Annotated in this window: 17 protein-coding genes; 6 read left to right on the plus strand and 11 right to left on the minus strand. The window is 64.2% G+C overall.

Going from position 1 to position 22,995, the window contains the following annotated elements; translation table 11 throughout:
• Positions 1–93 precede the first annotated feature (93 nt).
• Positions 94–1,722: a chaperonin GroEL gene (groL, locus tag ACX80Q_RS07265; RefSeq protein ID WP_459301463.1), complete on the plus strand. Its 1,629-nt coding sequence runs from the start codon at positions 94–96 to the stop codon at positions 1,720–1,722.
• A 177-nt stretch (positions 1,723–1,899) separates the two neighbouring features.
• Complete coding sequence (locus ACX80Q_RS07270) at positions 1,900–2,880, plus strand: RNase H family protein (RefSeq protein ID WP_459329857.1); 981 nt, start codon at positions 1,900–1,902, stop codon at positions 2,878–2,880.
• On the opposite strand, the gene ACX80Q_RS07275 is transcribed toward ACX80Q_RS07270, so the two are convergent.
• The 9 genes from ACX80Q_RS07275 to ACX80Q_RS07315 form a co-directional block, all read right to left on the minus strand.
• The gene (locus ACX80Q_RS07275) at positions 2,877–4,760 is read right to left on the minus strand and encodes an HNH endonuclease signature motif containing protein (protein ID WP_459329858.1); all 1,884 of its coding nucleotides are present in this window, start codon (positions 4,758–4,760) and stop codon (positions 2,877–2,879) included. The genes ACX80Q_RS07270 and ACX80Q_RS07275 overlap by 4 nt on opposite strands.
• A gap of 125 nt (positions 4,761–4,885) precedes the next feature.
• The gene (locus ACX80Q_RS07280; protein WP_459329859.1) at positions 4,886–5,179 is read right to left on the minus strand and encodes a WXG100 family type VII secretion target; all 294 of its coding nucleotides are present in this window, start codon (positions 5,177–5,179) and stop codon (positions 4,886–4,888) included.
• A gap of 157 nt (positions 5,180–5,336) precedes the next feature.
• Positions 5,337–6,932: a sensor histidine kinase gene (locus ACX80Q_RS07285; RefSeq protein ID WP_459329860.1), complete on the minus strand. Its 1,596-nt coding sequence runs from the start codon at positions 6,930–6,932 to the stop codon at positions 5,337–5,339.
• A gap of 15 nt (positions 6,933–6,947) precedes the next feature.
• On the minus strand, positions 6,948–7,658 hold the full coding sequence (locus ACX80Q_RS07290; RefSeq protein WP_103466192.1) for a response regulator transcription factor: 711 nt from the start codon (positions 7,656–7,658) through the stop codon (positions 6,948–6,950).
• A gap of 86 nt (positions 7,659–7,744) precedes the next feature.
• Positions 7,745–9,079, minus strand: a complete 1,335-nt coding sequence (locus ACX80Q_RS07295) for a sulfatase family protein (RefSeq protein WP_459329861.1) — start codon at positions 9,077–9,079, stop codon at positions 7,745–7,747.
• Entirely contained in the window at positions 9,076–10,485 is a 1,410-nt protein-coding gene (locus tag ACX80Q_RS07300; protein WP_459329862.1) for a sulfatase family protein, read from the minus strand. The genes ACX80Q_RS07295 and ACX80Q_RS07300 overlap by 4 nt, the downstream gene beginning before the upstream one ends.
• The gene (locus ACX80Q_RS07305) at positions 10,485–11,408 is read right to left on the minus strand and encodes a carbohydrate ABC transporter permease (protein WP_459329863.1); all 924 of its coding nucleotides are present in this window, start codon (positions 11,406–11,408) and stop codon (positions 10,485–10,487) included. Before ACX80Q_RS07305 ends, ACX80Q_RS07300 begins: the two co-directional genes overlap by 1 nt.
• Positions 11,409–11,417: 9 nt before the next feature.
• Positions 11,418–12,392, minus strand: a complete 975-nt coding sequence (locus ACX80Q_RS07310; protein WP_459329864.1) for a carbohydrate ABC transporter permease — start codon at positions 12,390–12,392, stop codon at positions 11,418–11,420.
• Complete coding sequence (locus tag ACX80Q_RS07315) at positions 12,393–13,700, minus strand: ABC transporter substrate-binding protein (RefSeq protein WP_459329865.1); 1,308 nt, start codon at positions 13,698–13,700, stop codon at positions 12,393–12,395.
• A 270-nt stretch (positions 13,701–13,970) separates the two neighbouring features.
• Here ACX80Q_RS07315 and ACX80Q_RS07320 point away from each other — a divergent pair, with 270 nt between their 5' ends.
• Complete coding sequence (locus tag ACX80Q_RS07320) at positions 13,971–15,125, plus strand: LacI family DNA-binding transcriptional regulator (protein ID WP_459329866.1); 1,155 nt, start codon at positions 13,971–13,973, stop codon at positions 15,123–15,125.
• Between the two features lie 9 nt (positions 15,126–15,134).
• On the plus strand, positions 15,135–16,130 hold the full coding sequence (locus tag ACX80Q_RS07325) for a Gfo/Idh/MocA family protein (RefSeq protein ID WP_459329867.1): 996 nt from the start codon (positions 15,135–15,137) through the stop codon (positions 16,128–16,130).
• 92 nt (positions 16,131–16,222) lie between these two features.
• Here the strand turns inward: ACX80Q_RS07325 and ACX80Q_RS07330 are convergent, their stop codons facing one another.
• Positions 16,223–18,589, minus strand: a complete 2,367-nt coding sequence (locus tag ACX80Q_RS07330; protein WP_459329868.1) for a polysaccharide lyase 8 family protein — start codon at positions 18,587–18,589, stop codon at positions 16,223–16,225.
• Positions 18,590–18,714: 125 nt separating this feature from the next.
• Positions 18,715–20,238 carry a sulfatase-like hydrolase/transferase gene (locus ACX80Q_RS07335; RefSeq protein WP_459329869.1) on the minus strand — a complete coding sequence of 508 codons (1,524 nt, stop codon included), beginning with the start codon at positions 20,236–20,238 and terminating at the stop codon, positions 18,715–18,717.
• Between the two features lie 141 nt (positions 20,239–20,379).
• Between ACX80Q_RS07335 and ACX80Q_RS07340 the strand changes: the two genes are divergently transcribed.
• Both ACX80Q_RS07340 and ACX80Q_RS07345 read left to right on the plus strand, forming a co-directional pair.
• Positions 20,380–21,294, plus strand: a complete 915-nt coding sequence (locus ACX80Q_RS07340; protein ID WP_459329870.1) for a sugar phosphate isomerase/epimerase family protein — start codon at positions 20,380–20,382, stop codon at positions 21,292–21,294.
• Positions 21,295–21,320: 26 nt separating this feature from the next.
• On the plus strand, positions 21,321–22,763 hold the full coding sequence (locus tag ACX80Q_RS07345; protein ID WP_459329871.1) for a sulfatase family protein: 1,443 nt from the start codon (positions 21,321–21,323) through the stop codon (positions 22,761–22,763).
• Positions 22,764–22,995 lie beyond the last annotated feature (232 nt).

Raw genomic sequence — 22,995 nt, forward strand, 5'->3', positions numbered from 1 at the left:
ATATAGATCAACGGCCGCGCATCCGTCCGTCGCGGGCACCGTGATGGGGATTTCTGTATCCAAAATGACTGTCCCGAAAGGACTGAAGCCTCCATGGCCAAGCTCATTGCATTTGATGAAGAGGCACGCCGCGGTCTTGAGCGTGGATTGAACATCCTCGCCGACGCCGTCAAGGTAACCTTGGGCCCGCGCGGGCGCAACGTTGTTCTCGAGAAGAAGTGGGGCGCCCCCACAATCACTAACGATGGTGTCTCCATCGCCAAGGAAATCGAACTTGACGATCCTTACGAGAAGATCGGCGCTGAGCTGGTCAAGGAAGTCGCCAAGAAGACTGATGACATTGCCGGCGACGGCACCACCACGGCAACCGTGTTGGCTCAGGCTCTGGTCAAGGAAGGCCTGCGCAACGTAGCTGCCGGCGCCGACCCGCTCTCCTTGAAGCGCGGCATCGAGAAGGCTGTTGCAGCCGTCATCGAGCAGCTGCTGGCTTCCGCCAAGGAAATCGAGACCAAGGAAGAGATCGCAGCCACCGCTTCCATCTCCGCCGGCGATCCCGAAATTGGCGCCCTCATTGCTGAGGCCCTGGATAAGGTTGGCAAGGAAGGTGTTATCACCGTCGAGGAGTCCAACACCTTCGGCCTGGAACTGGAACTCACCGAAGGCATGCGCTTCGACAAGGGTTACATCTCCGCTTACTTCGTGACCGACACCGAGCGCCAGGAAACGGTCCTTGAAGACCCGTACATCCTGATCGTTAACTCCAAGATCTCCAGCGTCAAGGATCTTGTTGCAGTTCTGGAAAAGGTTATGGCTTCCAACAAGCCGTTGCTGATCATCGCCGAAGACATTGAAGGCGAAGCTCTTGCCACGTTGATCGTGAACAAGATCCGCGGCCTGTTCAAGTCCGTTGCCGTCAAGGCTCCGGGCTTCGGCGACCGCCGCAAGGCTCAGCTGGCCGACATCGCCATCCTCACCGGTGGCCAGGTCATCGCTGAAGAAGTTGGCTTGAAGCTGGAAAACACCACCCTTGACCTGCTGGGCAAGGCTCGCAAGGTTGTTGTCACCAAGGACGAGACCACCATTGTTGATGGTGCCGGCGACGCCGAAGCCATTGCTGGCCGTGTTGCACAGATCCGTGCCGAGATCGAAAACTCCGATTCGGACTACGACCGCGAGAAGCTGCAGGAACGTCTGGCCAAGCTGGCCGGCGGCGTTGCAGTCATCAAGGCCGGTGCCGCAACCGAGGTTGAGCTCAAGGAGCGCAAGCACCGCATCGAAGACGCAGTGCGCAACGCCAAGGCTGCTGTTGAAGAAGGCATCGTCCCCGGCGGTGGCGTTGCCCTGATCCAGGCTGGCGTGAAGGCTTTCGCAGGTTTGAAGCTGACCGGCGACGAGGCCACTGGCGCCAACATCGTCAAGGTTGCCATCGATGCACCGTTGAAGCAGATTGCCTTCAACGCTGGCATGGAGCCCGGCGTAGTTGTTGACAAGGTTCGCGGCCTGCCCGTTGGCCACGGCCTGAACGCTGCAACCGGCGTTTACGAAGACCTGCTGGCTGCCGGCGTCAACGACCCGGTAAAGGTAACCCGTTCCGCACTGCAGAACGCGGCTTCCATTGCTGGCTTGTTCCTCACCACCGAAGCTGTTGTAGCCGACAAGCCCGAAAAGGCTGCACCGGCTGGCGGCGGCGGAGACGACATGGGCGGCATGGGCGGTTTCTAACCCCCACCCCCTGAACGGCTAGTCAAAAACACCCCTGCCCCGCGGGGATGGATTTCGCGAAAAGCATGCGAAATCCATCCCCGCTACGGGCAGGGGTGTTTTTTCTTTTCCCTGCTTGGGCTGCGAAAACCGCCACTCTTGCAATTGGATGTCAGTGGAGTCTGAAAGTATGGATGCATGACTATTACTGCTGCTGCCGATGGTTCGGCTTTAGGTAATCCTGGACCTGCTGGCTGGGCTTGGTACGTGGACGAGAATTGCTGGCGCGCCGGTGGCTGGCCCCACGGCACCAACAATATGGGCGAGCTCATGGCTGTCCTTGATTTGTTCGTTTCCACTGCCCACATGCCTGAGGAGCCGTTGCACATTCTGTGTGACAGCCAATACGTCATTAACTCTGTGACCAAGTGGATGCCGGGCTGGAAGCGCAAGGGCTGGAAGAAGTCGGACGGGAAGCCCGTTCTGAACCTTGATCTACTCAAGGAGATTGACGCCGCCCTGGTGGGCCGCAAATACACCTTTGAATGGGTCAAGGGGCATGCTGGCCATGACTTGAATGAGGCGGCCGATGACCGCGCCCGGGCCGCCGCCACCGCCTACCAGGCCAAGCGTGAGCCGAATGCCGGTCCGGGTTTCCCCGGAGCCAAGGCTCCCACCGAGTCCAAGGAGTTGAACGACGCCGGAACATCCCGTCCCGCGCAGAAGTCGCCTCCGGTGGCCCCAGCCCAGAAGACCTTGTTTCTGGATGAACTGGAGCAGCCGGACCTGTTTTCCATGCTGGAGGATGAAGCGGATCCCGCCTTCGCCGCTCACCACGCTGGCGCGCTGGATGCCGTGGTGGGGCTGGAGCGGGAACTCCTGGACCCTAGAGTTCGCGCGGATCCGCTCCGGTCGGGGGAGCTGCTGCACCCGGACTTCGAGGAAATTGGCGCATCAGGCCGCCGATGGAGCCGCCAGGAAGTCCTAGAGATGTTCAACGACGAGGAGCCTGCCGCGGTTGAGTTGCAGGTCCTCTCCCTCTCCCAAGTGGACACCTCCACGGCCCTGCTGAGCTACCGCAGTGTCTCCCCGGCCGGAAGCGCGCTGCGCAGTTCCTTGTGGCAGGTTGAAGACGGCCAGTGGCGGCTGCGGTTCCACCAGGGCACACCGGAAAGCTAGAACGGGGCCTCAATGTCGCCCTGGGTCTGCAGATAGACGCGTCCCGTGGGTGTGGTGGTCCGGGTGACTCCCGGGCCCACATTTTCAACTGTCCAGCCGGTGTGGGGGTCATCCTTGGCATGGTGGCAGTACGGACAGCGCGGCCGCAGGTTCTCAAGGCTGGTTTCGCCCAAGGGCAACAGAGTGCCATCCGCACTGTAGCTGTATCTGCCGAAGGGTCTGGTGTGGTCCAGCTCGCAGGACGCGGCCGGGCGGTCGCAGCCGATTCCGGTGCAGACAGGATCCTTCAGGCGCACCTCCCTGCCCATGGACTTGGGCGGTTTACGGGACTTGCGGCCGATGCTGGTCACTCTGCCGGTATCCGGATTCGCGAGGAATCGTCGCCAGAACGTGGCGGTAGCCGCCAGTTCCCTGGCCTGTTCCGCCGGTATGGGCCCGTAGCCGGCCAGAATGGCCGATTGGGAGGACAGCCCCAGAAGCGTTTGGTCCGAGACCGTGACGTTGATGGTCGCCGGAATGCGCTTCTTAAAGAAGGGGCCGCCCGCCTGACGTGGATGGTCCTCGCACTGGCCGCAACCGCCGCAACCCGAGGGGTGGAGGAGGGCCTGGTGCAGTAGATCCATGAGGACATCGGCGCGGTACTCGTTGAGTGAGCGCGAGGGGCGGCCCGTGGGGGTGGTGCCATGGCTGTCCTCGCCGCAGCTTTTCGCGTTGCGGGCCCAGCTGTCGATTGAATTGAAGAACAGTGTGGCTTCCACAGCGGGCAGGCGGGCCGCTAGGTAGGCCATGCCGTCGTCCAGCGGCGTCAGCCAAACATCGCGCTCGGTCCGGGCCCGTTGGTGCCGCGTTTGGAGCGGCTCCGGATTGATTTTCTCTGCGGCAGCCCTGACCTTGCGCAGCAAGGCATTGGGGTTGGTGTTCATGGCAGACCTCAGGAGCCGTGGTTCAATCTGGTGCAGAAGTTCCGCTGGAGTGTTGTGGGTTCCTTGCACAATGGCCCTGACCCGGCGCGCATCCAATGACCCGTCGGCGAACTGGGAAAAGGTGTCCGGCAGGTGTCTTGTCAGCAGCTCGGCATCGCAGATGAGGCGTTCGGCTGCACCAACGCCAATGGCGAACAGCGCCATGAGTTCAGCGGCAGCGTAGCGGGACCTGTCAGGATGGTTGGCAGGCGGCTGCTCGCCCACAACCGGCGGGCGGCGGGTGGAGAACTCGGCGATGGCCGCCGACTGCCGGGCCATGGCCCAGGACGATTGGCGCTCTGTGGCCTGGATGTAGCTCAGTAGGTCATCGTCGCCAAGGCTGCCGGGGTCGATTGCGTCCAGCGCATCGACTCCCCGCTGAGCCGTCCAGGGAACGTACTCAGCCTGCTCCTGTGCCGTCATGACAGGGAGTAGCCTCTCCACACGTTTCAGGCCGCCATAAACTTTGACGTTGACCGGCGGCGGCATGGTCAACGGCTCGGCCGCCCGAAGTACGTTGATTCTCAGCTTCCGTGTGGCTTGGGCGGAGGCTTGCCCTTCATGGGCGTCTCCGTCCCAGAGCGGATCGCCGCGTTGCTGGAGGGCGTCGGCCTCAACCAAGGCCATAAACGCTGACTCGTCATCGACAGGCTCTGGGCCGCCACCACCTGAGTCGTCGGGGTAGTAGAGAGAAGCGTCGGCATCCGCTTGGGCCTGCAGTTCCTCCCACGTAGGAAGCGCAGCCTGTGTAGCCATGCGGGGCTCGCCGGTGACGGGATCAACCGAAAAGGGATCCGGCGGTTGGGCGGTGGCCGCATGGAGATACGCCTCGAATGCCGCATCGAGGTTGTGTCCTTGAATTGACGGTCCGGAAAGGTTGGAATCCTCTGAAGATCCGGGCCAATTCTGCGTGCCCATGGTGATATTATATCCGAAATAAAGTAAGAGTTCTATAGTTTTCTGTGACAAATATTCGAGAGTGGGTGGGCCCACGCTGGCGAGGGACCCGCCGTGAGCGTGTGAGCGGTGGGAGCCGGTGGGGACTAGCGCGCAGTGAACATTCGGGTGTTGGCGTCTTCCGTTTGCGCGTATTGCGTTGCTGCCATGGACAGGGCGGCGTTGATGCTTTCCAAGGATGCTTCCACGCGCAACTCTGTGGCGTGCCATTCCTGGAGGAGTAGCTGGAAGTTGTTGGCTGCCATGCCTGTCCAGGTGGACTGCAGGTCCAGGAGGTTGCGCTTCATGGCGTCAACTTCCATGCGAATCCGCTCCACTGAGCCCTTGACCGCCGTGCTTTTGACAGCGAGGTCGTCGCTGTTGACGTTGAACTGTGCCATGACCATTGCCTTCCCTGCGGGGTGAAACTGCCCGAACATCGTTGACAGTTCCCAGCCTAGAAGCAGGCCATGGCCGGTGGCAGCCGTACTGTGGCAGATGTGGATGGCAGGCAACCCGGACCCGGCTGTGGATGAACCAGTGACCGGGGTGTCTTCCTTATTCCTGCGGTGCCTGACTGGGAGGCGACGCCGGGGCCGCCGGCATGGCGTCTTGGGGCAGGGCGGGCGGCGCTGCCACGTGGGTGTCGTCGAACGTTACCTCTTCATCTGTCTCGGAGTCAGCCTCGTGGCCCGCATCCGGAGCGGCGAAGGGCAGCTCGATCACCAGGGTTGCGCCGCCGCCAGGGGTGGTCTCCAGCCGCACGGTTCCGGCATGTGCTGCCACAATGGCCGACACGATTGCCAGGCCAAGGCCGCTGCCGCCGGTGTTCCTGTCACGCGAGGAATCCGCTCGGTAGAAACGCTCAAAGACGCGGGGGGCCTCCTCCTCGGAAATGCCGGGGCCATGGTCGCGAATCTTGATGACTGAGAACTGTTGCCCGCCCTCGTGGCGGGTGCCCACCATGATCTCTATGGGGGATCCCTCGGGGGTGTACCGCAGCGCATTGCCCATGAGGTTGGCCACCACCTGACGCAGCTTTGCCTCATCCCCCAGGGTGGGTGCGGCGGCCCCGGGGCCACCATCGAGTCCGACGACGGTGAAGGTCCTGTCGCGCGCCGCAGCACGGGCATCGAGCACGGCGTCGTGGCCAATGATGAGCAGGTCAACGGGTTTGCGCTGCAGGGGCCGCTGCTCGTCGATCCGGGCCAGCATGAGCAGGTCCTCGACCAGTTCGCCCATGCGCTTGGCTTCGCTTTCAATGCGGCCCATGGCCGTGCCCACATCCTCCGGCGTTTGCAGCGCCCCATGGCGGTACAGTTCGGAGAAACCGCGGATCGTGACAAGAGGGGTCCGCAATTCGTGGGAAGCGTCTGCCACAAAGCGGCGCATCTTCTTTTCGGAAGCAGTCCGGGCGGCAAAGGCATGCTCAATATGCGCCAGCATGGCGTTCAGCGAACCGGACAATCTGCCCACCTCCGTGGCAGGATTCTCAATGTCCACCCGCCGGGACAGATCACCTGCGGCGATGGCTGCGGCGGTTTTTTCCACCCGGCTCAGAGGCCGGAATGATCTGGTGACTGTCCAGTAGGCAATCATGGTGCCCAGGGTGATGGTCAGGATTGCGACGCCGGCAATCACCACAGCCAGCCGCTCCATGGTGATGTTCAGGCTCTCGTAGGGCAGACCCACCACAACATAGCCTGTGTAGACGTCTTTAGCACCGAGCGGATTGGGGATCTCGAAGCCCTGCGGCGCAATAACGGTGATCCGCCAGGGTGCGCCACCATCGCTGCTGGGAACCGTGAACGTCTGCCCGTTGAGGGCCGCGGCCTCGTCAGAGGTGTAGTTGGGATAGGCGGGCTTGTCTTTGCCGGAACGGTTCTGGTCAGCAAGTGAGCCGTCGTAGAAATGAAAGCCCACATAGTAATCAAAGCTGAACGGTGTTTGGCCCGCGTTCTTGGAATCGACTGTGCCGTAACGAATGATGGATTCTTGGAACGTTGTGAGCTGGGTGTCCATCTGGTCTTCCAGAAAGGAGTGCAGCAAAAGGAACGTTGTGGCCCCCAGCGCCAGCAGGGACAAGCTCAGCAGAGCGCTGATGATGGCCACCAGCTGTGAGCGCAGGGAGGCGTTCTTCCACAACGTAATCAATGTCTTGGTGGTGCGCTAGCGCTTGTCGGCCGTTCGCAGCACGTAGCCCACGCCGCGCTTGGTCTGGATCAGGGCAGGCAGCGAGGCGTCGGTGTCCACCTTGCGGCGCAGGTAGGAAATGTAGGACTCCACAATGGAGGCGTCGCCGTTGAAGTCGTACTCCCACACATGGTCAAGGATTTGGGCCTTGGACAGCACGCGGTTGGGGTTCAGCATCAAGTAACGCAGCAGCTTGAACTCGGTGGGGGAAAGTTCAACCGTCTTGCCGGCGCGGCGCACCTCGTGGGCGTCGTCGTCGAGCTCCAGATCGGCAACGCGCAGCACGGCGTCGTCGTCCTCCATGGGCTGGGTGCGGCGCAGCACGGCACGGATGCGGGCCACCACCTCATCGAGGCTGAACGGCTTGGTGACGTAATCATCCCCGCCAACCGTCAGGCCGGTGACCTTGTCCTCGGTGTCATCCCGCGCCGTGAGGAACAGGACAGGGAAATGGCGGCCGGCGGCCCGCAGGCGGCGGGTCACCGTGAAGCCGTCCATGTCAGGAAGCATCACGTCCAGAACGGCAAGGTCGGGGTTGTGCTCCTCAGCAGCAGCGAGGGCCTCACGGCCATTTGCGGCCGCAATCACCTCAAACCCGGCGAAACGCAGGGAGGTGGAGAGGAGTTCACGAATATTGGGCTCGTCGTCAACAACGAGCAACTTAGCTTCTGGTCCGGTCTTCTTCACCATTACAGTCTCCGACTATTGGCTGGGAATACGCTGGATATTCCTTGGGTAAGTACTGTCAGCTTACGCCCAGTCAGCTCCCAGCTCTAGTAGGGGATGGCAAAGATTTCCTGGCGCTGGGTGGCGCTTGCCGCGGCCGGCAGAACCAGCTTCTTCAAGAAGCCGGTGTCGCCGGTCGCCAGGCACCAGCGCAGCAATTCCGCACGCATCGCCTCCATCTGGGGAGCATGGGCCAGCTCCATGGCAAGATTCCTCTGCTCGCCAGGGTCCGTGGCGAGATTGTGCAGCTGTTCCCTATATTGCCCCCAGCTATACACCGTGTACTTCCAGGTACCCAGGAGCAGAGCCCGTCCGGTGGTGCCTGCGCCGGGAAGTGCGTCGGCGTCGCTGAAAACCGTCTGCACCACCACGGGCCCGGGGTCAGGCGCCAGCACCGAGCCCACAGCCAGGTTAGCCGGGGCGGCAATCCCTGCCACCTCGCACAGCGTGGGCAGCAGCCCCAGGACCGGCGAAACAGGGGAGTGAGCCACAGCCGCGTCGCGCCCCGGTACATGGATCAAGAACGGCACCCGGATGCACTCCTGATAGAGGGCCGTCTTTTGGTTCCAGCCGTGGGAGGAATCTCCATCGCCGTGGTCGCTGACAAATACGACGGCGGTCCGCGCCAAGTCGATTCCCGCCAGCAGCTGCCCGATTCGCCGGTCGACGCGCTCCACCAGGGCCGCATAAGCGTGGCGGTAGAGGCGCCAATCGTCGGCGGTGTTGGCGTTGCTGCCGTACAGCCGGGCGGCGACTTCCCTCTCGGTGGTTAGTGCCTGTGGCGCGTAGGGTGCGGGCGAAAAGTTGTTGGGCAGCGGCGGCGCCTCCAGTACGGTGACGGGCGGGACGTCGCCGTAGGGCATCGGCTGGGCGCGGGCATATTCACAGATGGTGTGCGGGTCATCAAAGGACGCCACCAGGAGGTACGGGCGTCCACTTTCTGCAGCCCCCGGAGCCCGGCTGCCCAGCCAGTCAGTGCACGCCTCCACCAGCCCCTCATCACCGAAGGGGTGGATGGGGGCAAAACCGTCCCGGGTCGAAGCACTGGCCTGGCGGGCATGCCACTTGCCGGCATAGGCGCAGTCGTAGCCGTGGGCGGTAAACCAGTGACCCAGCGACTCCGGCCCGCATCCCGGGTCCGGCCCGGTTCCCGGGCTGCTCGCGGCGTTGGACATGACCCCGAGCTGGTGCGGATATTTTCCGGTGACCATGGCGCTGCGGGCGGGCACACACAGCGGGAACGGCGTGTAGGCCTGGGTGAAATGTGTGGACTGCGCGGCCAACCTGTCCAGGTGCGGCGTCCTAAAATGCGCGTCCGTGTCGCGCCGCCGGTCAAGGGCGTGGGCCGCGAATTGGTCGGCCATGATGAGCAGGATGTTCATGGCGCCGCCACCAGTGCCGCCAGCGCCTCCGCGCCCACCCACGATTGGCCCGCCGCGGCCAGCGCGTCCGCCAGTGCCGCGGCGTGCGCCTGCACCAGGCCGGAATCGGTGATGTTGTTGAGCTCGTAGGGATCGGCGGCCAAGTCATAGAGGGTGGTCTCAAATCCTCGATCCGGATGCAAAGTGGCAATGAACTTGCTAGTGTCCGTCCGCAGGCCGCGCCTGTCCACGTCCTCATCGTCGCGGGGGTAATAAAAATACAGGGCCGACGCCGGAGCCTCCTGGGGCGGGCTGCCCGCCTTCTCTGCCAGCAGGGCCGCGGAAATATCCCGGCCCTGCATTTGTGCCGGGACCCGGCCGCCCAGGCCCAGGAGGCCCAGAATTGTGGGGGCGATATCCACACTGGACAGGCCGCCGTGGGTGGGTGCCGGGTCCAGTCGTCCGGGCCACTGCAGGACAAAGGGGATCCGCATGGACTCCTCGAAGGGCACGTTTTTGTAGAGCAACCCGTGGCTGCCCATTTGCTGGCCGTGGTCGGAGGTGAAGATGACCAGCGTGTCCTTGGCGAGGCCAAGGGTGTCCAGGGATGCCATCAGCCGGCCCACCTGGGCGTCGATAGCGCTGATGGCCGCGTAATACAGGGGCGCGATGGTTGCCGCCTCACGGCCAGCCTCGGAATTCAGCTCCACATTGGGCCGGTTCAATAGCACTTCCGGGGAGAGCTCCGCGTAGCCGCGCTCGTGCTCCGGTGGCAGCTGGTCAAAGGGCTGGTGCGGCGGGTTCCATGAAACAGCCAAGGCAAAGGGGGTGCCGGCGCGGGCGGGAGCGGCGGCCCGCCCCAGAAACTCCACCGCAACGTCCGTCTCATGGGCGGCCGACCACCCTGTGACGTTGACGCGTTGGTGCCGTCCGGCGTCGCCCGTCCAATAGTGCGGGCTCAGGTGGGCATCGTTGCAGCCGTAGGAATACCAAAAGTCAAAGCCGTGACGCCGGTCAGGGGGCGAGTACGCATCCCAGTACCGGCCGTCCTCCAGCACGCCGGCTCCATGGATGGCATCGTCGGGGACAGGTGCCTCCAAATGCCATTTACCGATGTAGCCGGTGTTGTAGCCGGCATCCCTCAAAACTGCAGCCCAGGACGGGGCATCGGGACGCAGGCCCACACCCCACCCGGCGGTTTCGGAGTTCACGTTGTGGGTGACGCCGTTCGCCTCGGGATACTGCCCGCTCATCATCATGGCCCGGTGCGGGCTGCACACAGGGTAGTTGCTGACGGCGTTCGCCAAAGAAACTCCGCTGGCCGCCAAGGAATCCAAAAAGGGGGTGGATACGGGGTCGCCGCCCGGCTCCAGGCACATGGCCCGGAACTGGTCGGCGACAAGGAACAGCAAGTTGGGGGAGGACATTATTTGCCCATGCCCAGGGTCAGGCCCTCGGTGAGCCGCCGGCCCAGCCACACATAAATGATGAGCATGGGCAGGACCACGATGCAGAGTCCGGCGAACAGTCCACCCCAGTCGGCGCCCGAGTAGGTCTGCTGCTGCACAAAGGAGATCAAGGCAACCGGCAGCGTGTACTTTTCGGTGGACTGGATCAAGGTCAGGGCCAGCAGCGTCTCATTCCAGTGCGCCACCACCTGCAGCACAAACGCCGTCAGGATGCCGCCCTTGGCGAGCGGAAGCGTGATCTGAACGAAGGTGCGCAGGGCGGAAGCGCCGTCGAGCGCGGCAGCTTCCTCCATCTCCAGCGGCAGGCTGCGGAAGAACGCCGTCAGCAGGAACACAGTGAACGGCATGGACATGGCAATGTAGACCAGGTTCAGGCCGATCAGGCTGTCGGTCAGGTTCACCTCGTTGAGCATGATGAACAAGGGGATCAGGATGACCTGTGCCGGGATGCCCAGGCCCAGAATGAAGTACAGGCTCAAGCCCCCGGTGAGGCGGCTTTCCACCCGGCTCAGATAGTACGCGGCCGGTGCGGCAATGGCCACCGTCAAGAATGAGGAGACGCCCGTGGTGACAACGCTGTTGAAGGTGGCCGTGGCGAAGTCGCTGACAGTCCAGGCCCGGACAAAGTTGGAGAAGTCAATGCTGGCCGGCATGCCCCAGGGGTCGCTGAGGATGGCCCGGGTGTCACGGAACGCCTGCAGGACCATCCACGCCAGCATGGCGATGCTGATGGCCACCACGGCCCACAGCAGGACCACGCCAATACTGCGGATGACGTTGTTCTCCGCGCGCAGCGCGGGGCTGACGCCGCGGTGGTTCCTGCTGCGGGGTTTGGCCGGCTCGGGAGTTTTTGTGGCTTGGGGTGCTGTGAGGGTGCTCATGGGGATTCCTTAGAATTCAACGGCGTCACGGCGCATGGCGCGGCGCAGCAGGACGACGAGTACCGAGACCAGTGCCAGCGAGATGATCGCCGACGCCGTGGCGGCACCGTAGGCGGGCGTGGACTGGCCGGAGAACGCTGTGACGTAGGTGTACACGGCCGTGGTCCAACTTTGCGTGGGGGGAATGCCTGCGCCGCTGCTGCCACCGAAGACCCAGATGATTTCAAAGATCTTGATGGAGGAGATGGTCCAGAGCACGGCGCAGGTGCCGAAAACGTCCCAGGTCAGGGGCAGGATCACATAGCGCAGGCGTTGAAACGCCGTGGCCCCGGCCAAGGCGCAGTCCTCATAAAAGTAGGGCGGGATGCGGTCGACGCCGGCCATCAGGATGGTGGTGAAGTAGCCCGTGGTGGTGGCAACCAGGGTTGCCATGATGAGCGGGAAGATGTTTTCCTGCGCCAGCCATGCCGGTGGTTCGGTGATGCCCAAGGGCTTGAGGAGGGTGTTGACCATGCCGCCGGGGTTGAAGATGAATCCGGCCAGCACGCCAAAGACCAGCGCGTTGATCAGGTGCGGGAAGAAGATGACATTGCGGGCAATCTTCTTTCCCGCCATGTCGCGCAGCACAAGCGTCATGGCAAACGCCAGAATGAAGATCGCGGCACCCACCACAAACAGCAGCAGCAAGGTGTTGCCGAAGGACTTCAGGAAAAGATCGTCCTTGAAGACCCGCACGTAGTTTTGCAGGCCAACAAATTTCATGGGGCCGGAACCAGCCCACACGTGCAGGCTGATCCAGCCGGCACCGATGGCCGGAACAATGAACAAAACCGTGTAGAAGACAAAGGCGGGGCCCACGAAGGGCACCAGAAGCTTGCGGCGTTGCCGGTCAATGCTGCTGCCGCCCTGCCCCGGCCTCGCCCTTTTGGCGGAAGCAGGAGCGGGGGAGGCAGCAGCGCCGTGGCGTCCAAGAGAGGTGGACATCTAGCTGTTGTCCTTCCAGTACCCGATCTGGGCGGCCTTCATCTTGGCCACAAATTCCTCGGCCTTGATCTTGCCCAGGAACAGCTCGTCATTGATGGGCCACAGGATCTTCTCCACATAACCCGGCGCCGTGACGCCGTCATTCTGCAGGTACACGCCGTCCGCGCTGTCCAGGGCCTTCTTGACGGAGGCGATCTCCGGGGCCGTGGCCGCGTCGGTGCGGATGGGCAGTACCTTGGCGTCTGTACCGTAGGCGTCCTGGTACTTCTTGCCCAGCATGAAGGTGGCCAGTTTCTGCGCCAGCTTGGGGTTCTCCGCCTTCTTCGGGATGGCCCAGCCAACAAAGTCCGCACGCACGGTCTTCGGCTGGCCGGCAACGGGCGGGAATGGGAAGGAGGAGAACTTGAAGCCCTCGGCAGCGTAGGTGCTGGTCTCGGTGGGAATCCACGAACCGTTGAGCAGCAATTCAGCGCCGCCGTTGGCCCACACCTGCTGCTGGGCCGGCCACTTGCTGGCGTTGTAGCCCTTGACCAGGTAGCCGCCCTGGGCGATCTGCTCAACCTTCTTCGCAGCCGCCAACACGGACGGTGTATCCCAGGCTGCGCCGGACTTGTCCTCGGCCACCTTGGCGAAGGCGCCCGTGCCGTCGGTGCGGACCAGGGCCGTGGTGAACCACATGGAGTTGTAGCCGGCAATGTCGCCGTCGGCTGCCAGGGGCACCTTGCCCTCGGCCTTGAACGTGTCCAAGACCTTGATGAACTCGCCCCACGACGCCGGGGGCGCCGTTTCCAGTCCGGGGTGCTTGGCGGCGTCGTACCAGATGCCGTCCGAACTCAGGCTGTACGGCAGCATCCACGGCTTGCCGTCGGCATCCTTGATGTTGCTGACCTCAACGTACTTCGCCGGGATCAGTTCCGAAACCTTCTTGCCGTCAACCTCTGCCGCGTAGGCATCGCCCAGCGGCAGGGCCTGGCCTGTGTCGCCGATGACCGGGGCCAGCTTGGCATAGGGGCCGTCCACAATGTCCGGGACGTTGTTCGTGTTCAGTGCCGGGACAAGCTTTTGCACATTGGAGCGGCCCTGCCACTGGACCTTGACCGTGGCGCCGGTTTCCTTCTCAAAGTCGGCAATGGCGCCGGCAATGACCTTTTGCTGCGGTTCGCCCTCTTTCCACATGGACCAGTACGTCAATGTACTGCTCTCCTGTGCGGCCTGGGGACTTTCAGTTCCGCCGCCGCAGGCCGTCATGGCCAGTGATGCACCGGCCAGCACAGCCAGGGTCCGCGCGATTCGGGATTTAGTACTCATGGAAGACACCTCGTGAAGTAGTTGTGCCGTAGATCACGACTCAGTGACATGACTCAAACAGCTTTGAAAGAGAGGAATCAATGAGTACTTTCAAACTACTTTTCCTGGTTTTTCCGGAAAGGTGGGCACACTCTCCGGGTGACGCGGCTTGACGCGGCTTGACGGGGCGGGCGCAAGGGAGGATTGTGCCAATTGACTGTTAATTACTCCTTTATTCATTTCTTTAGTTTCTGGCAGGCTCATTCATGGTGGGCTATGAGAGAGGGCGCCGTGACACGAAAATCTGCCTCCGGGCACATCCGCGACACCGGTTCCAGGGACTTGAAGTTCCAGGCGCTGGCCGATGAGTTGCGCCGCGGAATCCTGGCTGGCACCTGGGCCGTGGGCGCCAAGCTGCCCACTGAGGCGCAGCTGGCAGCCGAGACGGGACTGTCCCTGACCACTGTCCGCAGAGCCTTTGACGAGCTGGTGCAGGCAGAAGTTGTGGTGCGCCGCCAGGGTGCGGGAAGTTTTGTGGCAGACCGCCAGCCGGTCCGGCGTCGTTCCCGGTTCACCGTGGGAGTCCTATTGCCGGACACCCAGCTGTACTACCCGCGCGTCCTGCAGGGCATTGAGGAGACGCTGTCCGCCCAGGACGTGGGGTTGCAGCTGGCCACTTACAACTACCAGCCGGAACGGGAGGATTCCTGCATTGAGTTCCTGGTGGAGTCAGGGGTGGACGGGCTGATCCTGGTCCCCACCCTGGGTGGTATTGCCGATCCGGCGCAGCGGGTCAGGGAGCTGACGTCGCTGAACGTGCCCGTGGTGCTGCTGGAGCGCAGCCTGATGGATTTGGGGCCGGGGGACCGGACGGAGCACGTGTGCTCGGATCATCAAGGTGGCGCGTACGACGCCGTCACCCACCTTGTCGAGCTTGGTCACCCGAGCGTGGCGTTGCTGACGCGGGCCCAGACGCCCACGGAGCCTGCCATTGTTGCCGGTTATGAACGCGCTGCCGCCGATCTGGGCTTCACGCCGCTGATCCTGCAGGCACTCAAGACCGATTGGGAGGCTGGCGCGGCCGAGGGCTTGCTGGCGCAACTGCGGGCGGCCGGGGCCACCGCAGCCCTGGTGTTTGGTGACAGGGAGGCCACCTTGTTGGAGGCTGCCGCACGCCGGGCAGGCGTGCGGGTCCCGGAGGACTTGGCGTTGGTGTCTTACGACGACGAATTGGCGGACCTGGCGGAGGTGCCCCTGACGGCTGTGGCCCCCGCCAAGCACCGTATGGGCAGGATGGCCGCGGAAATTCTGTTGCGCCGCCTAGTGGAGGGCGATGATTGCCCCATCCACCAGGTGCGGTTGCGCCCGCGGCTTGTTGTGAGGGAATCTTGCGGGGCCAAAAGGCTTCCCGCGTGCTACGAATCAGGGCAACACGAACAGGAATGAGTCAAGGAAATGAGACTGGGAATTATTGGGGCAGGCGCCGTTGCCGGTTTGCATGCGCACGGTGCGCACGTCCTTGACGGGATTGAATTGAGCGCCGTCTGCGACCTGCGTGAGGACGTGGCAGCGGCCGTGGCGGCACCGTGGGGTGCGGCCGTGTTCACCGATTATCAGGCCATGCTGACTGCCGGGGTGGTGGACGCCGTGGTGATCAACACCCCGCACAGCCTGCACCGGGACATGGTTCTGGCTGCGGCCGCCCAAGGGGTGCACGTCCTGGTGGAGAAACCCATGGCCACGACCCTGGCCGACTGCCGCCTCATGGAGCAGGCGTGCGCCGCTGCCGGCGTGGTCATGGTGGTGGGGATGATCCAACACTTCATGGCGGAGAAGCTGGCCCTGCTGGCGGCGCTGGAGACAGGTCAGTTGGGGAAGGTGTTGATGATTCACGACTACCGCAGCACCGACTACCGACCGGGCACACGCCCCGACTGGTTCTTTGACAAGGAAATTTCCGGGGGAGGGGCGTTCATCAACATTGGTGCGCACTGCCTGGACAGGTGCCTGTGGGTGGGTGGGGCGCCAGCCGTGCAGCTCAGCGCCACCACCCTGAGCCGTTTTGGGGCGTCAGTGGAAACCGATGGGACCATGGAGCTCACGCTGGCCAACGGTGTTGCCGTGCGGATCTCCATCGTCTCGGACACGCCCGACCACATCGACGAGATGCTGGTTGTTTGCGAGCTGGGCACCGTCACGGTCGATCCCCGCACGGGCACCTTCATGGAGATCGACGGCAAACGCTCGCAGTTGCACGCCACTGCCGCCCACGACATCCAGGACGCCTTCACTGCGCAGTTGGCCGATTTTTCGGCCGCCGTTGGGGGCGCTGCGCCCAGTGTTAGCGGGGAACACGCCACGCACGTGGTGGAACTGGTGTTGGCGGCGTATGCGTCAGCTGAAAGTGGTGCGCCCGTGCGGCTGGCCGCGCCCTGGGCCGTCCGCGGCTGATTCCACTTGACGCATGTGCACGGTTCGGATCGAATGTGGCGCCACTTCCAAAGTGGCGCCACATTCGCGCTTAACGGTGCGCAGGCGTGGTGCTAGCGGTGCAGTTCAAGCTCCACGGTGGCGCCCATGAGTCCGGCCGTGTCGACAGTGACAACTGTGTTGCCGTTGGCATCCGGTAGCAAGGTGGCACCGGCTGTGCTGCGGCGGTACTGGGTGCCAGCCACTGTCACCGTGACGGACGCGGCGGCCTGGGTGGGGTCCGAAACCGCCAGCATGGCGTGTCCCGGATTGCCGTTGAACAGCACGCATGCCGGGCCGTCAGCGGAAATGGTGCCCACCGTGCCGGCACGCCAGAAGATGGCAGCCGTTTCCTTGGCACTGAACTGGACGCCTTGCCCCACGGCGTCGTTGCGCAGGATCCGCGGCGCGTTCCGGGCTGCCTTCTCGGTTTCCCGCGCGGATACGCCCGGCAGGATGGCGTAGGCGTAGCTGGCCTGGCTGGGTGCTGTGCCGTGGTCAAAGAGCAAGGTGGCGTACTGCCGGCTGGTGGTGGCTGCCGTGCCGCCCGTGTTGACCTTCTTCCAGGAACCCTCCCGCTGCTCGCGCAGGACTGTCAGCGCTTCATCCCCAAGCATCAGGTAGCCGCCAGTTCCCGCAACATGCGCCCACGTTGCGCCGCCGTGGACCGCAGCGGTGCCCGTGGGCGCCGAGTGGGCAACGCCGTCGACAGTGATGGCCTGCCCGCCCGCGGCACCTAGGTTCCGGTGTTCCACAATGCTCTCCACCCGGGCCCCGCTGGCAGTCTTGATGTCCGAACCCAGGGCCACCACCATGTCCTGAACGTAAAACCAGGCCTTGCGGGCCGCCATGCCGGTGCCGCCTGGGGCTATCAGGTGCATGCCCACGGCCCCGGCCTTGCCTAGGGACGCGCCACCCGTCCACTCGTTTTTGGGTGTTTTGGCGCCCCATTCGCCCTCAACCTTGGGCGGCAGCGGTGTGGTGTCCGCGGTGATGCCGGGGAGCCGGTTGAGGTTGGCGGTGGGCCAGAAGTCGTCGTCAAAGTGGTCGGCCTTGCCCGCGTATACATACGTCATGCCGGAGCCGGTCTGGCCGCCAAGGTTGTTTTCGCCGTTGCCGCACTCGTACCAGGCGATCCTGTTGCTGCACAGGCCCAGGGCAGCGGCCCAGCCGTCACCGCGGAACACCGAGCGGTCCATGCCGGCAAAGTAGTTGTGCCCGGGTGTCTCGGCCAGCGGCAGGATGCCTGAGGCGGCGAGGTCCTTCAGCAGCGCGGTGCGGGGGATGGAGGCACCCTTGAGCGGGCTCTCAAAACTGTTGCGCTGGATCCAGCCCTGGCACAGGCCGCGCCAGCGGTTGCCCGTGGCCGGATCCACCGCCCGTGCCAGCCACAGGATGGACTCGATGGCGCCGTCGCCGTTGTCGTAGCTGCGCTCCTGGGTGCGCGAGATGGCACGTCCGCGCACGGAATCCAGCATTTGGCCGTTGTGCAGGAACGGGGCAAAGGATTCCTCCACGGACTTGAAGAGGATGGTGCGGCTGGGGTCCGCCACGGCATGCTCGGAGTCGCCCAGGAGGGAAAACAGTTTGGCCAGACCGCCCAGCAGGACTAGCCCGTAGGTGCCGGTGTAGGCGATGGTGGAGTGCTGCACAAAGGAGCCGTCGGTGAAGAAGCCGTTGCCGCTGGTGACGTACTGCCACACGGGACTCAGCGCGGCGACGGCCGCTGCCAGCCGCACCGGGTCGTTGCCCACAATGGATCGGACAATGATGCCCTGGCAGATGTCCACCCGATTGGCGCCCTCGGAGAGAATCTTTCCACGCTCGTCCGAGAACTGCCTGGTGGGGTCCGGGATGAAATGGTCGACGGCGGCCGTGTACCGTCCCAGCAGCTCCGCCGGAACGTGGCTGCCCAGGATGGCCAGGGCATCGCCTAGCGCCCGGGGGACGCCGATTTCCCAGGACCACCAGTTGCCGAATTCCTTCTGGGTGGCGTTGTAGATGAGCCGGTTGCCGTCCTGAAGCGCAGCCAGCATATGACCCAGCAGGGCAGCGTTGCCCTCATGACCTGAACCGGGAGTGGCCCAGGCCGTGGCCATCTGGGCCAGCCTCTTGTAGGTGGTGACAATCTGGGCGTCGGCGCTGAACGGGGCGTCACTGAAAATCTGGGTCCGGGGCCCCGCAGGCAGGAGCAGTGCCACCGATTTGCTGACGTCCGCGTCCAGCCTTGCCACGGCTGCCGTGAAGTCCGGGTCACCCGCCGTGATGAGCTTGCGGCCCGTGATCTGGTCAACCCACCGCTCACGCAGCGCCTCAAACTCCGGCGCTGTGGCGGCCTGTGCGGCCTGGGCCAGGGGGCCGAATCCGCCCGCGAGGAGGCCCGCGAAGGTCAGGGCGCCGGCGCCCTTGAGGATGTGCCGTCGAGTCAGTCCATGCGTCATGGGTGGAATTCCTATTCGTCAAAGGCTGCCAGCCTGGTGCCGGCAACGCAAGCGGTACCTTGCATTCAAGGCCACCGGAAAGAGAGGAATAAAGGACTACTGGGGCACATTGGCCATTGGGGCAGTCACGGCTGAGGTGTGCCGTCCCAGTTGGGGGCCGTGAAGGCGCCGAGTGGATCGTCGGTTCCGGCAGAGCACACCAGCGGGCTGTGCTGGCCTGCCCCGGCAACCGGCAGGGCGGCGCCGTCAAACACCGGCGCCCCATGCTTGGCAAACCAGCCAGCCAGCCGCGACCGTAGGCTGGCCAGCGCAGGGTGCGGAACGGCGTCGAGCATCAAGTTCACCCGTTCACCGGGGTCCGCGGCCAGGTCATACAGCTCGTGGGGGCCGTGCGGGTGCCGGTGCACATACTTGAAATCCTGGGTGCGGATCATGCGGACCGGGCCGTACTCGTCGTACACCACCACGGCGTCGCCCGCCCGCTCAGCCGCAGGCCTGCCGGCCGTGAGCAGCAGCGGCGCAAAGGACGCGCCGGGCCCCGTCTCGAAGGGGGCAGGATCCAGCCCGGCGAGCTCGAGGATGGTGGCGGCGACGTCGTACGCGGACAGCAGCTCCGCCCTGACTTGGGCGGGCGCTATCCGTCCCGGCCAGTGAAAAATGGCGGGCACTTTGACGGAGGAGTCGTACATGTTTTGCGGGAAGGTGCCGTTGCCCTTGCCCCACACGCCGTGGTGACCGCAATTGAAGCCGTTGTCGCTGCTGAAAATGACCACGGTGTTCTCCCGGATGCCGAGCCTGTCCAGCTGCGCCATGAGCCTGCCAATGGCCGCATCCATGGCGCTGACGGCCGCAAAATACCCCACCAGCGCGGCCCGCACATCCGGCTCACCGCCAATGGCCACCCCGCCAACCGTCGGTTGCCAGGGGTGCGGCTCCTCCTGCGGGCAGCTCACAAAGGCGCAATCCGTGTAGAGGTCCTCAAATTCTTGCGGGTGCTGGCCCTTCCATGGTTTGTGCGGTGCCGTGTAGTTGACGGCAAGGAAGAACGGATCTGTGGCTTCTGGGGACTGCTGCCGGGCGGCCTCACGGTCCAAAAAGTTGTGCGCATCATCGGTGATGGCGTCGGTCAGATACGTGCTGGTTTCCTCCCGTGCGCCGTTGCGGTACATGGTTGCTCCCGTGTACGGGCTGCCACCGCCTGCAAGGCCGTACCAGTGCACAAATCCCTTGCGCGGGGCGTCATTGGCGCCCAAATGCCACTTGCCGGACAGGCCCAGCCGGTAGCCATTCCCGGCCAGGACGTCGGTGAAGATTTGTTGGCCGGCCAAATAGTCCGGAGCGTTTGCCCCCACCTCGACGCCGGTCAGGTAGTCGTGCACGCCGTGCCGGGAGGGGATCTGGCCGGTCATCAGGCTGGCCCTGGCCGGGGAGCAGACGGGGGAGACGCAAAAGAAGTTCTCCAGCCGGGTACCCCGGGCGGCGAGGGCGTCCAGGTGCGGCGTCTGGATCTCGGTGTTGCCGGCACAGCCGAGCGCCCAAGGACCTTGGTCGTCGCTGAGGATGAATACGATGTTGGGCAGTGGTGATGGACGGGCAGGCTGGTGGGGCCGCCCGGGCAGGGCGGCTGTGGTGGCGGAAGGGCCGGGCATGGGTGCTCCTTGCAAGAGAGGAAACACCATTGTTAGCAGTGTTCCAGGGAAGGAATAAAGGGGTAATGAAGAGTTTTCAACGTTGATGGAAAGCGTTTTCCGGGCTAGTGTGGGGCTACCTAAACTTTTGAAAGGGTCACCATGCCTTTGGCGTTCTCCACTCTGGGCTGTCCGGACGATTCCCTGGCGCAGGTCATAGAGCTTGCCCAGACCACGGGAGCCACGGGCGTTGAACTGCGTTCGGCTGCGGGTCAGTTCGTGCACCCGGGCATGGACCATGCCCGGCGCGTCGACGTTGCCCAAGCGCTTGCCGGCGCCGGCCTGACCGTGGTGACCTTAGCCAGCTATGTCAGCGTCTGCGCTCCCCCGGCTAGCGGGGCCGGAGGCAACGCTTCCGGCCCCGCGGTTGCCCCAGGCGAGTCCGGCGAAAACGATCCGGTCCTCGCTGAGCTGCTGGCCGCCGTCGAACTGGCTGCGGATCTTTCCGCCGGCAATGCGTCCGGCACGGCCCAGCTGCGGGTGTTCCCCGGGGCCGGGATTGAGCCCTGCGCGGCGGGGGAGAGTCCGTCGGAGGAATTGCTGGCCGCTGATCACCGTGGGGCACGCCGGCTTAACGCCGCAGCCGGACGGGCCAGGGAGCGCGGGGTGACCATCTTGTTGGAGACCCATGATTCGCATCCCCGCGCTGGCGATATTGTGCGGATCCTGTCCCGGGTTGACGCGGACGCACCCGTGAAGGTCATTTGGGACCTCATGCACCCGTGGCGATATGACGAGTCCCCGGAACGCACCGCCGAACTCCTGGCGGATTCCTTGGCTTACGCCCAATACAAGGACGGTGTGCGGAACCCCGGGACGCACACGGTGACGTTGACACTGCCTGGCCAGGGCGAGCTGCCGCTGCGCGAGATGCAGGCGCTGGTTGCTGGCATTTCCGCTGCGCAGGGAATCAAGGACCCCTGGGTGTCCCTTGAATGGGAACGCGCCTGGCATCCCCACCTGCCGCCGCTGGCCCAGGCCCTGGAGTCGCTGAAAGCTGCCCTGGCCGCAGCCTAGAACGCCCACCACCTAGAAGGATCTCCATGCCCTCCAGCACGCCGGCACGCCAGCCCAACATCATCGTCATCATCTCCGATGACCATGGCTATGCAGACCGCTCCATCCTGGGGGTGCAGGATGATGTGAGCACGCCCGCCCTGGACAGGCTGGCCCGGCAGGGAGTGTCCTATAGCAATGCCTATGTCACGGCACCTATTTGTTCGCCGTCCCGGGCGGGGCTGGCTGCCGGCAGCTATCAGCAGCGCTGGGGTGCCCGCTGGTTCACGGACTCGGAAATCTGCCCGCCAGAGGTCCCCACCATGGCCGAGTTGTTGCGTGCACAAGGCTATGCGACGGGCTATTTTGGCAAGGTCCACTACGGCTCCGAACGCCATGGCGATCGCGGCACACCTCCCCGGCACGGCTATGACGAATCGTTGTACGGGCTCGCGGGGGAGTCAATGGGCCGGCTCAACTACCTCCACCACTCCCAGGAAGCAGAGCAGAAATACGGCGAGGCGGCGTTCCCCCTGGCCGTGCAGCCTCTCTGGAATGGCGAGCAGCCGCAGGAGCTGGAGGGATTCCTCACCGATGCCATTGGCGAGCGGACCCGGGCGTTCGTGGCGGACCATGCGGACCGGCCGTTTCTGGCCACGGTGGCCTTCAATGCCGTCCACAACTTTTGCTGGCAATTGCCCGCCGAGGAGCTCGAAAAGCGCGGGCTGCCGGCCTACGAGGACTGGAACCCCGGGGCCGGAGAATACATTGACTGGTACGACGGCGCCATCAGCCCGCACCTGGACAACGGCCGCGCGTACTACCTGGCCCAGTTGGAATTGATGGACCGGCAGATTGGTCTGATCCTTGACCAACTCGACGACTTGGGCCTGGCCCAGGACACCCTGGTCATCTACCTCACCGACAACGGCGGTTCAACCTGCAACTACGGGATGAACACGCCCCTGCGCGGGACCAAGTACACGCTGTGGGAGGGTGGCGTCCGTGTCCCGTTCCTGCTGCGCTGGCCCGGCCACGTGCCGGCTGGAGTGATGCGCAACGGGCTGGCAAGTTCCATGGACATACTGCCCACGGCGCTCGCCGCCGCCGGTGCGGACCCGGCCGGTTATGCGCACTGCGACGGCCTGGACCTGCTCGCCGCAGCAGATGGCAGTACCGCGGCGGACGGGTCCGGCACGCAGCATGGTCACGAGGCACTGCACTGGGACTGCGGCTGGCAGTGGTCTGTGCGCCGCGGCGACTGGAAGCTGAAGTGGGTGGAACCGGGCTCACCGGTGGGGGACGCCATCAGGGATGTGGAGCACGCCGAGCCTGGCAGCGGTTGGTTCCTGTGCAATCTGGCTGCGGATCCGGCCGAAACCACTGACCTCCACACGCGCGAACCGGAGGTCATGGCCGAGCTGCTGGCCTTGCACCAGCAGTGGGCGGCGGAGATGCGGGCCCAGCCCAAAACTGTTTTTCTTGCCTAGCTCCTTCCTCTGTGATTCCTCTTTGATTCCGCCTGTATTCCGCAGGGCACCAGGCGCGTACTGGCGAGGTGGGTGCTCACCGTGTCAAGGGACGACGGCGGTACCCGCACCTTTCGCTGCCGGACGTGGCCAAGCCGTTCCGGATTGACTGTCATGCCGCAGGGAGACTGGCGGAACTCCGCATCCTCCGCAAGCCCACATCTAGGCGGCAGCTAGTGGACTCGGAAGGCGC

The organism is Arthrobacter sp. HLT1-20 (assembly GCF_054510895.1).

What these genes read in the sequence shown, in the direction of transcription:
- groL (WP_459301463.1), top strand. Translation starts at nt 94, where the DNA reads ATGGCCAAGCTCATTGCATTTGATGAAGAGGCACGCCGCGGTCTTGAG.
- ACX80Q_RS07270 (WP_459329857.1), top strand. Translation starts at nt 1,900, where the DNA reads ATGACTATTACTGCTGCTGCCGATGGTTCGGCTTTAGGTAATCCTGGA.
- ACX80Q_RS07275 (WP_459329858.1), bottom strand. Translation starts at nt 4,760, where the DNA reads ATGGGCACGCAGAATTGGCCCGGATCTTCAGAGGATTCCAACCTTTCC.
- ACX80Q_RS07280 (WP_459329859.1), bottom strand. Translation starts at nt 5,179, where the DNA reads ATGGCACAGTTCAACGTCAACAGCGACGACCTCGCTGTCAAAAGCACG.
- ACX80Q_RS07295 (WP_459329861.1), bottom strand. Translation starts at nt 9,079, where the DNA reads ATGAACATCCTGCTCATCATGGCCGACCAATTCGCGGCCCACGCCCTT.
- ACX80Q_RS07300 (WP_459329862.1), bottom strand. Translation starts at nt 10,485, where the DNA reads ATGTCCTCCCCCAACTTGCTGTTCCTTGTCGCCGACCAGTTCCGGGCC.
- ACX80Q_RS07305 (WP_459329863.1), bottom strand. Translation starts at nt 11,408, where the DNA reads ATGAGCACCCTCACAGCACCCCAAGCCACAAAAACTCCCGAGCCGGCC.
- ACX80Q_RS07310 (WP_459329864.1), bottom strand. Translation starts at nt 12,392, where the DNA reads ATGTCCACCTCTCTTGGACGCCACGGCGCTGCTGCCTCCCCCGCTCCT.
- ACX80Q_RS07315 (WP_459329865.1), bottom strand. Translation starts at nt 13,700, where the DNA reads ATGAGTACTAAATCCCGAATCGCGCGGACCCTGGCTGTGCTGGCCGGT.
- ACX80Q_RS07325 (WP_459329867.1), top strand. Translation starts at nt 15,135, where the DNA reads ATGAGACTGGGAATTATTGGGGCAGGCGCCGTTGCCGGTTTGCATGCG.
- ACX80Q_RS07330 (WP_459329868.1), bottom strand. Translation starts at nt 18,589, where the DNA reads ATGACGCATGGACTGACTCGACGGCACATCCTCAAGGGCGCCGGCGCC.
- ACX80Q_RS07335 (WP_459329869.1), bottom strand. Translation starts at nt 20,238, where the DNA reads ATGCCCGGCCCTTCCGCCACCACAGCCGCCCTGCCCGGGCGGCCCCAC.
- ACX80Q_RS07340 (WP_459329870.1), top strand. Translation starts at nt 20,380, where the DNA reads ATGCCTTTGGCGTTCTCCACTCTGGGCTGTCCGGACGATTCCCTGGCG.
- ACX80Q_RS07345 (WP_459329871.1), top strand. Translation starts at nt 21,321, where the DNA reads ATGCCCTCCAGCACGCCGGCACGCCAGCCCAACATCATCGTCATCATC.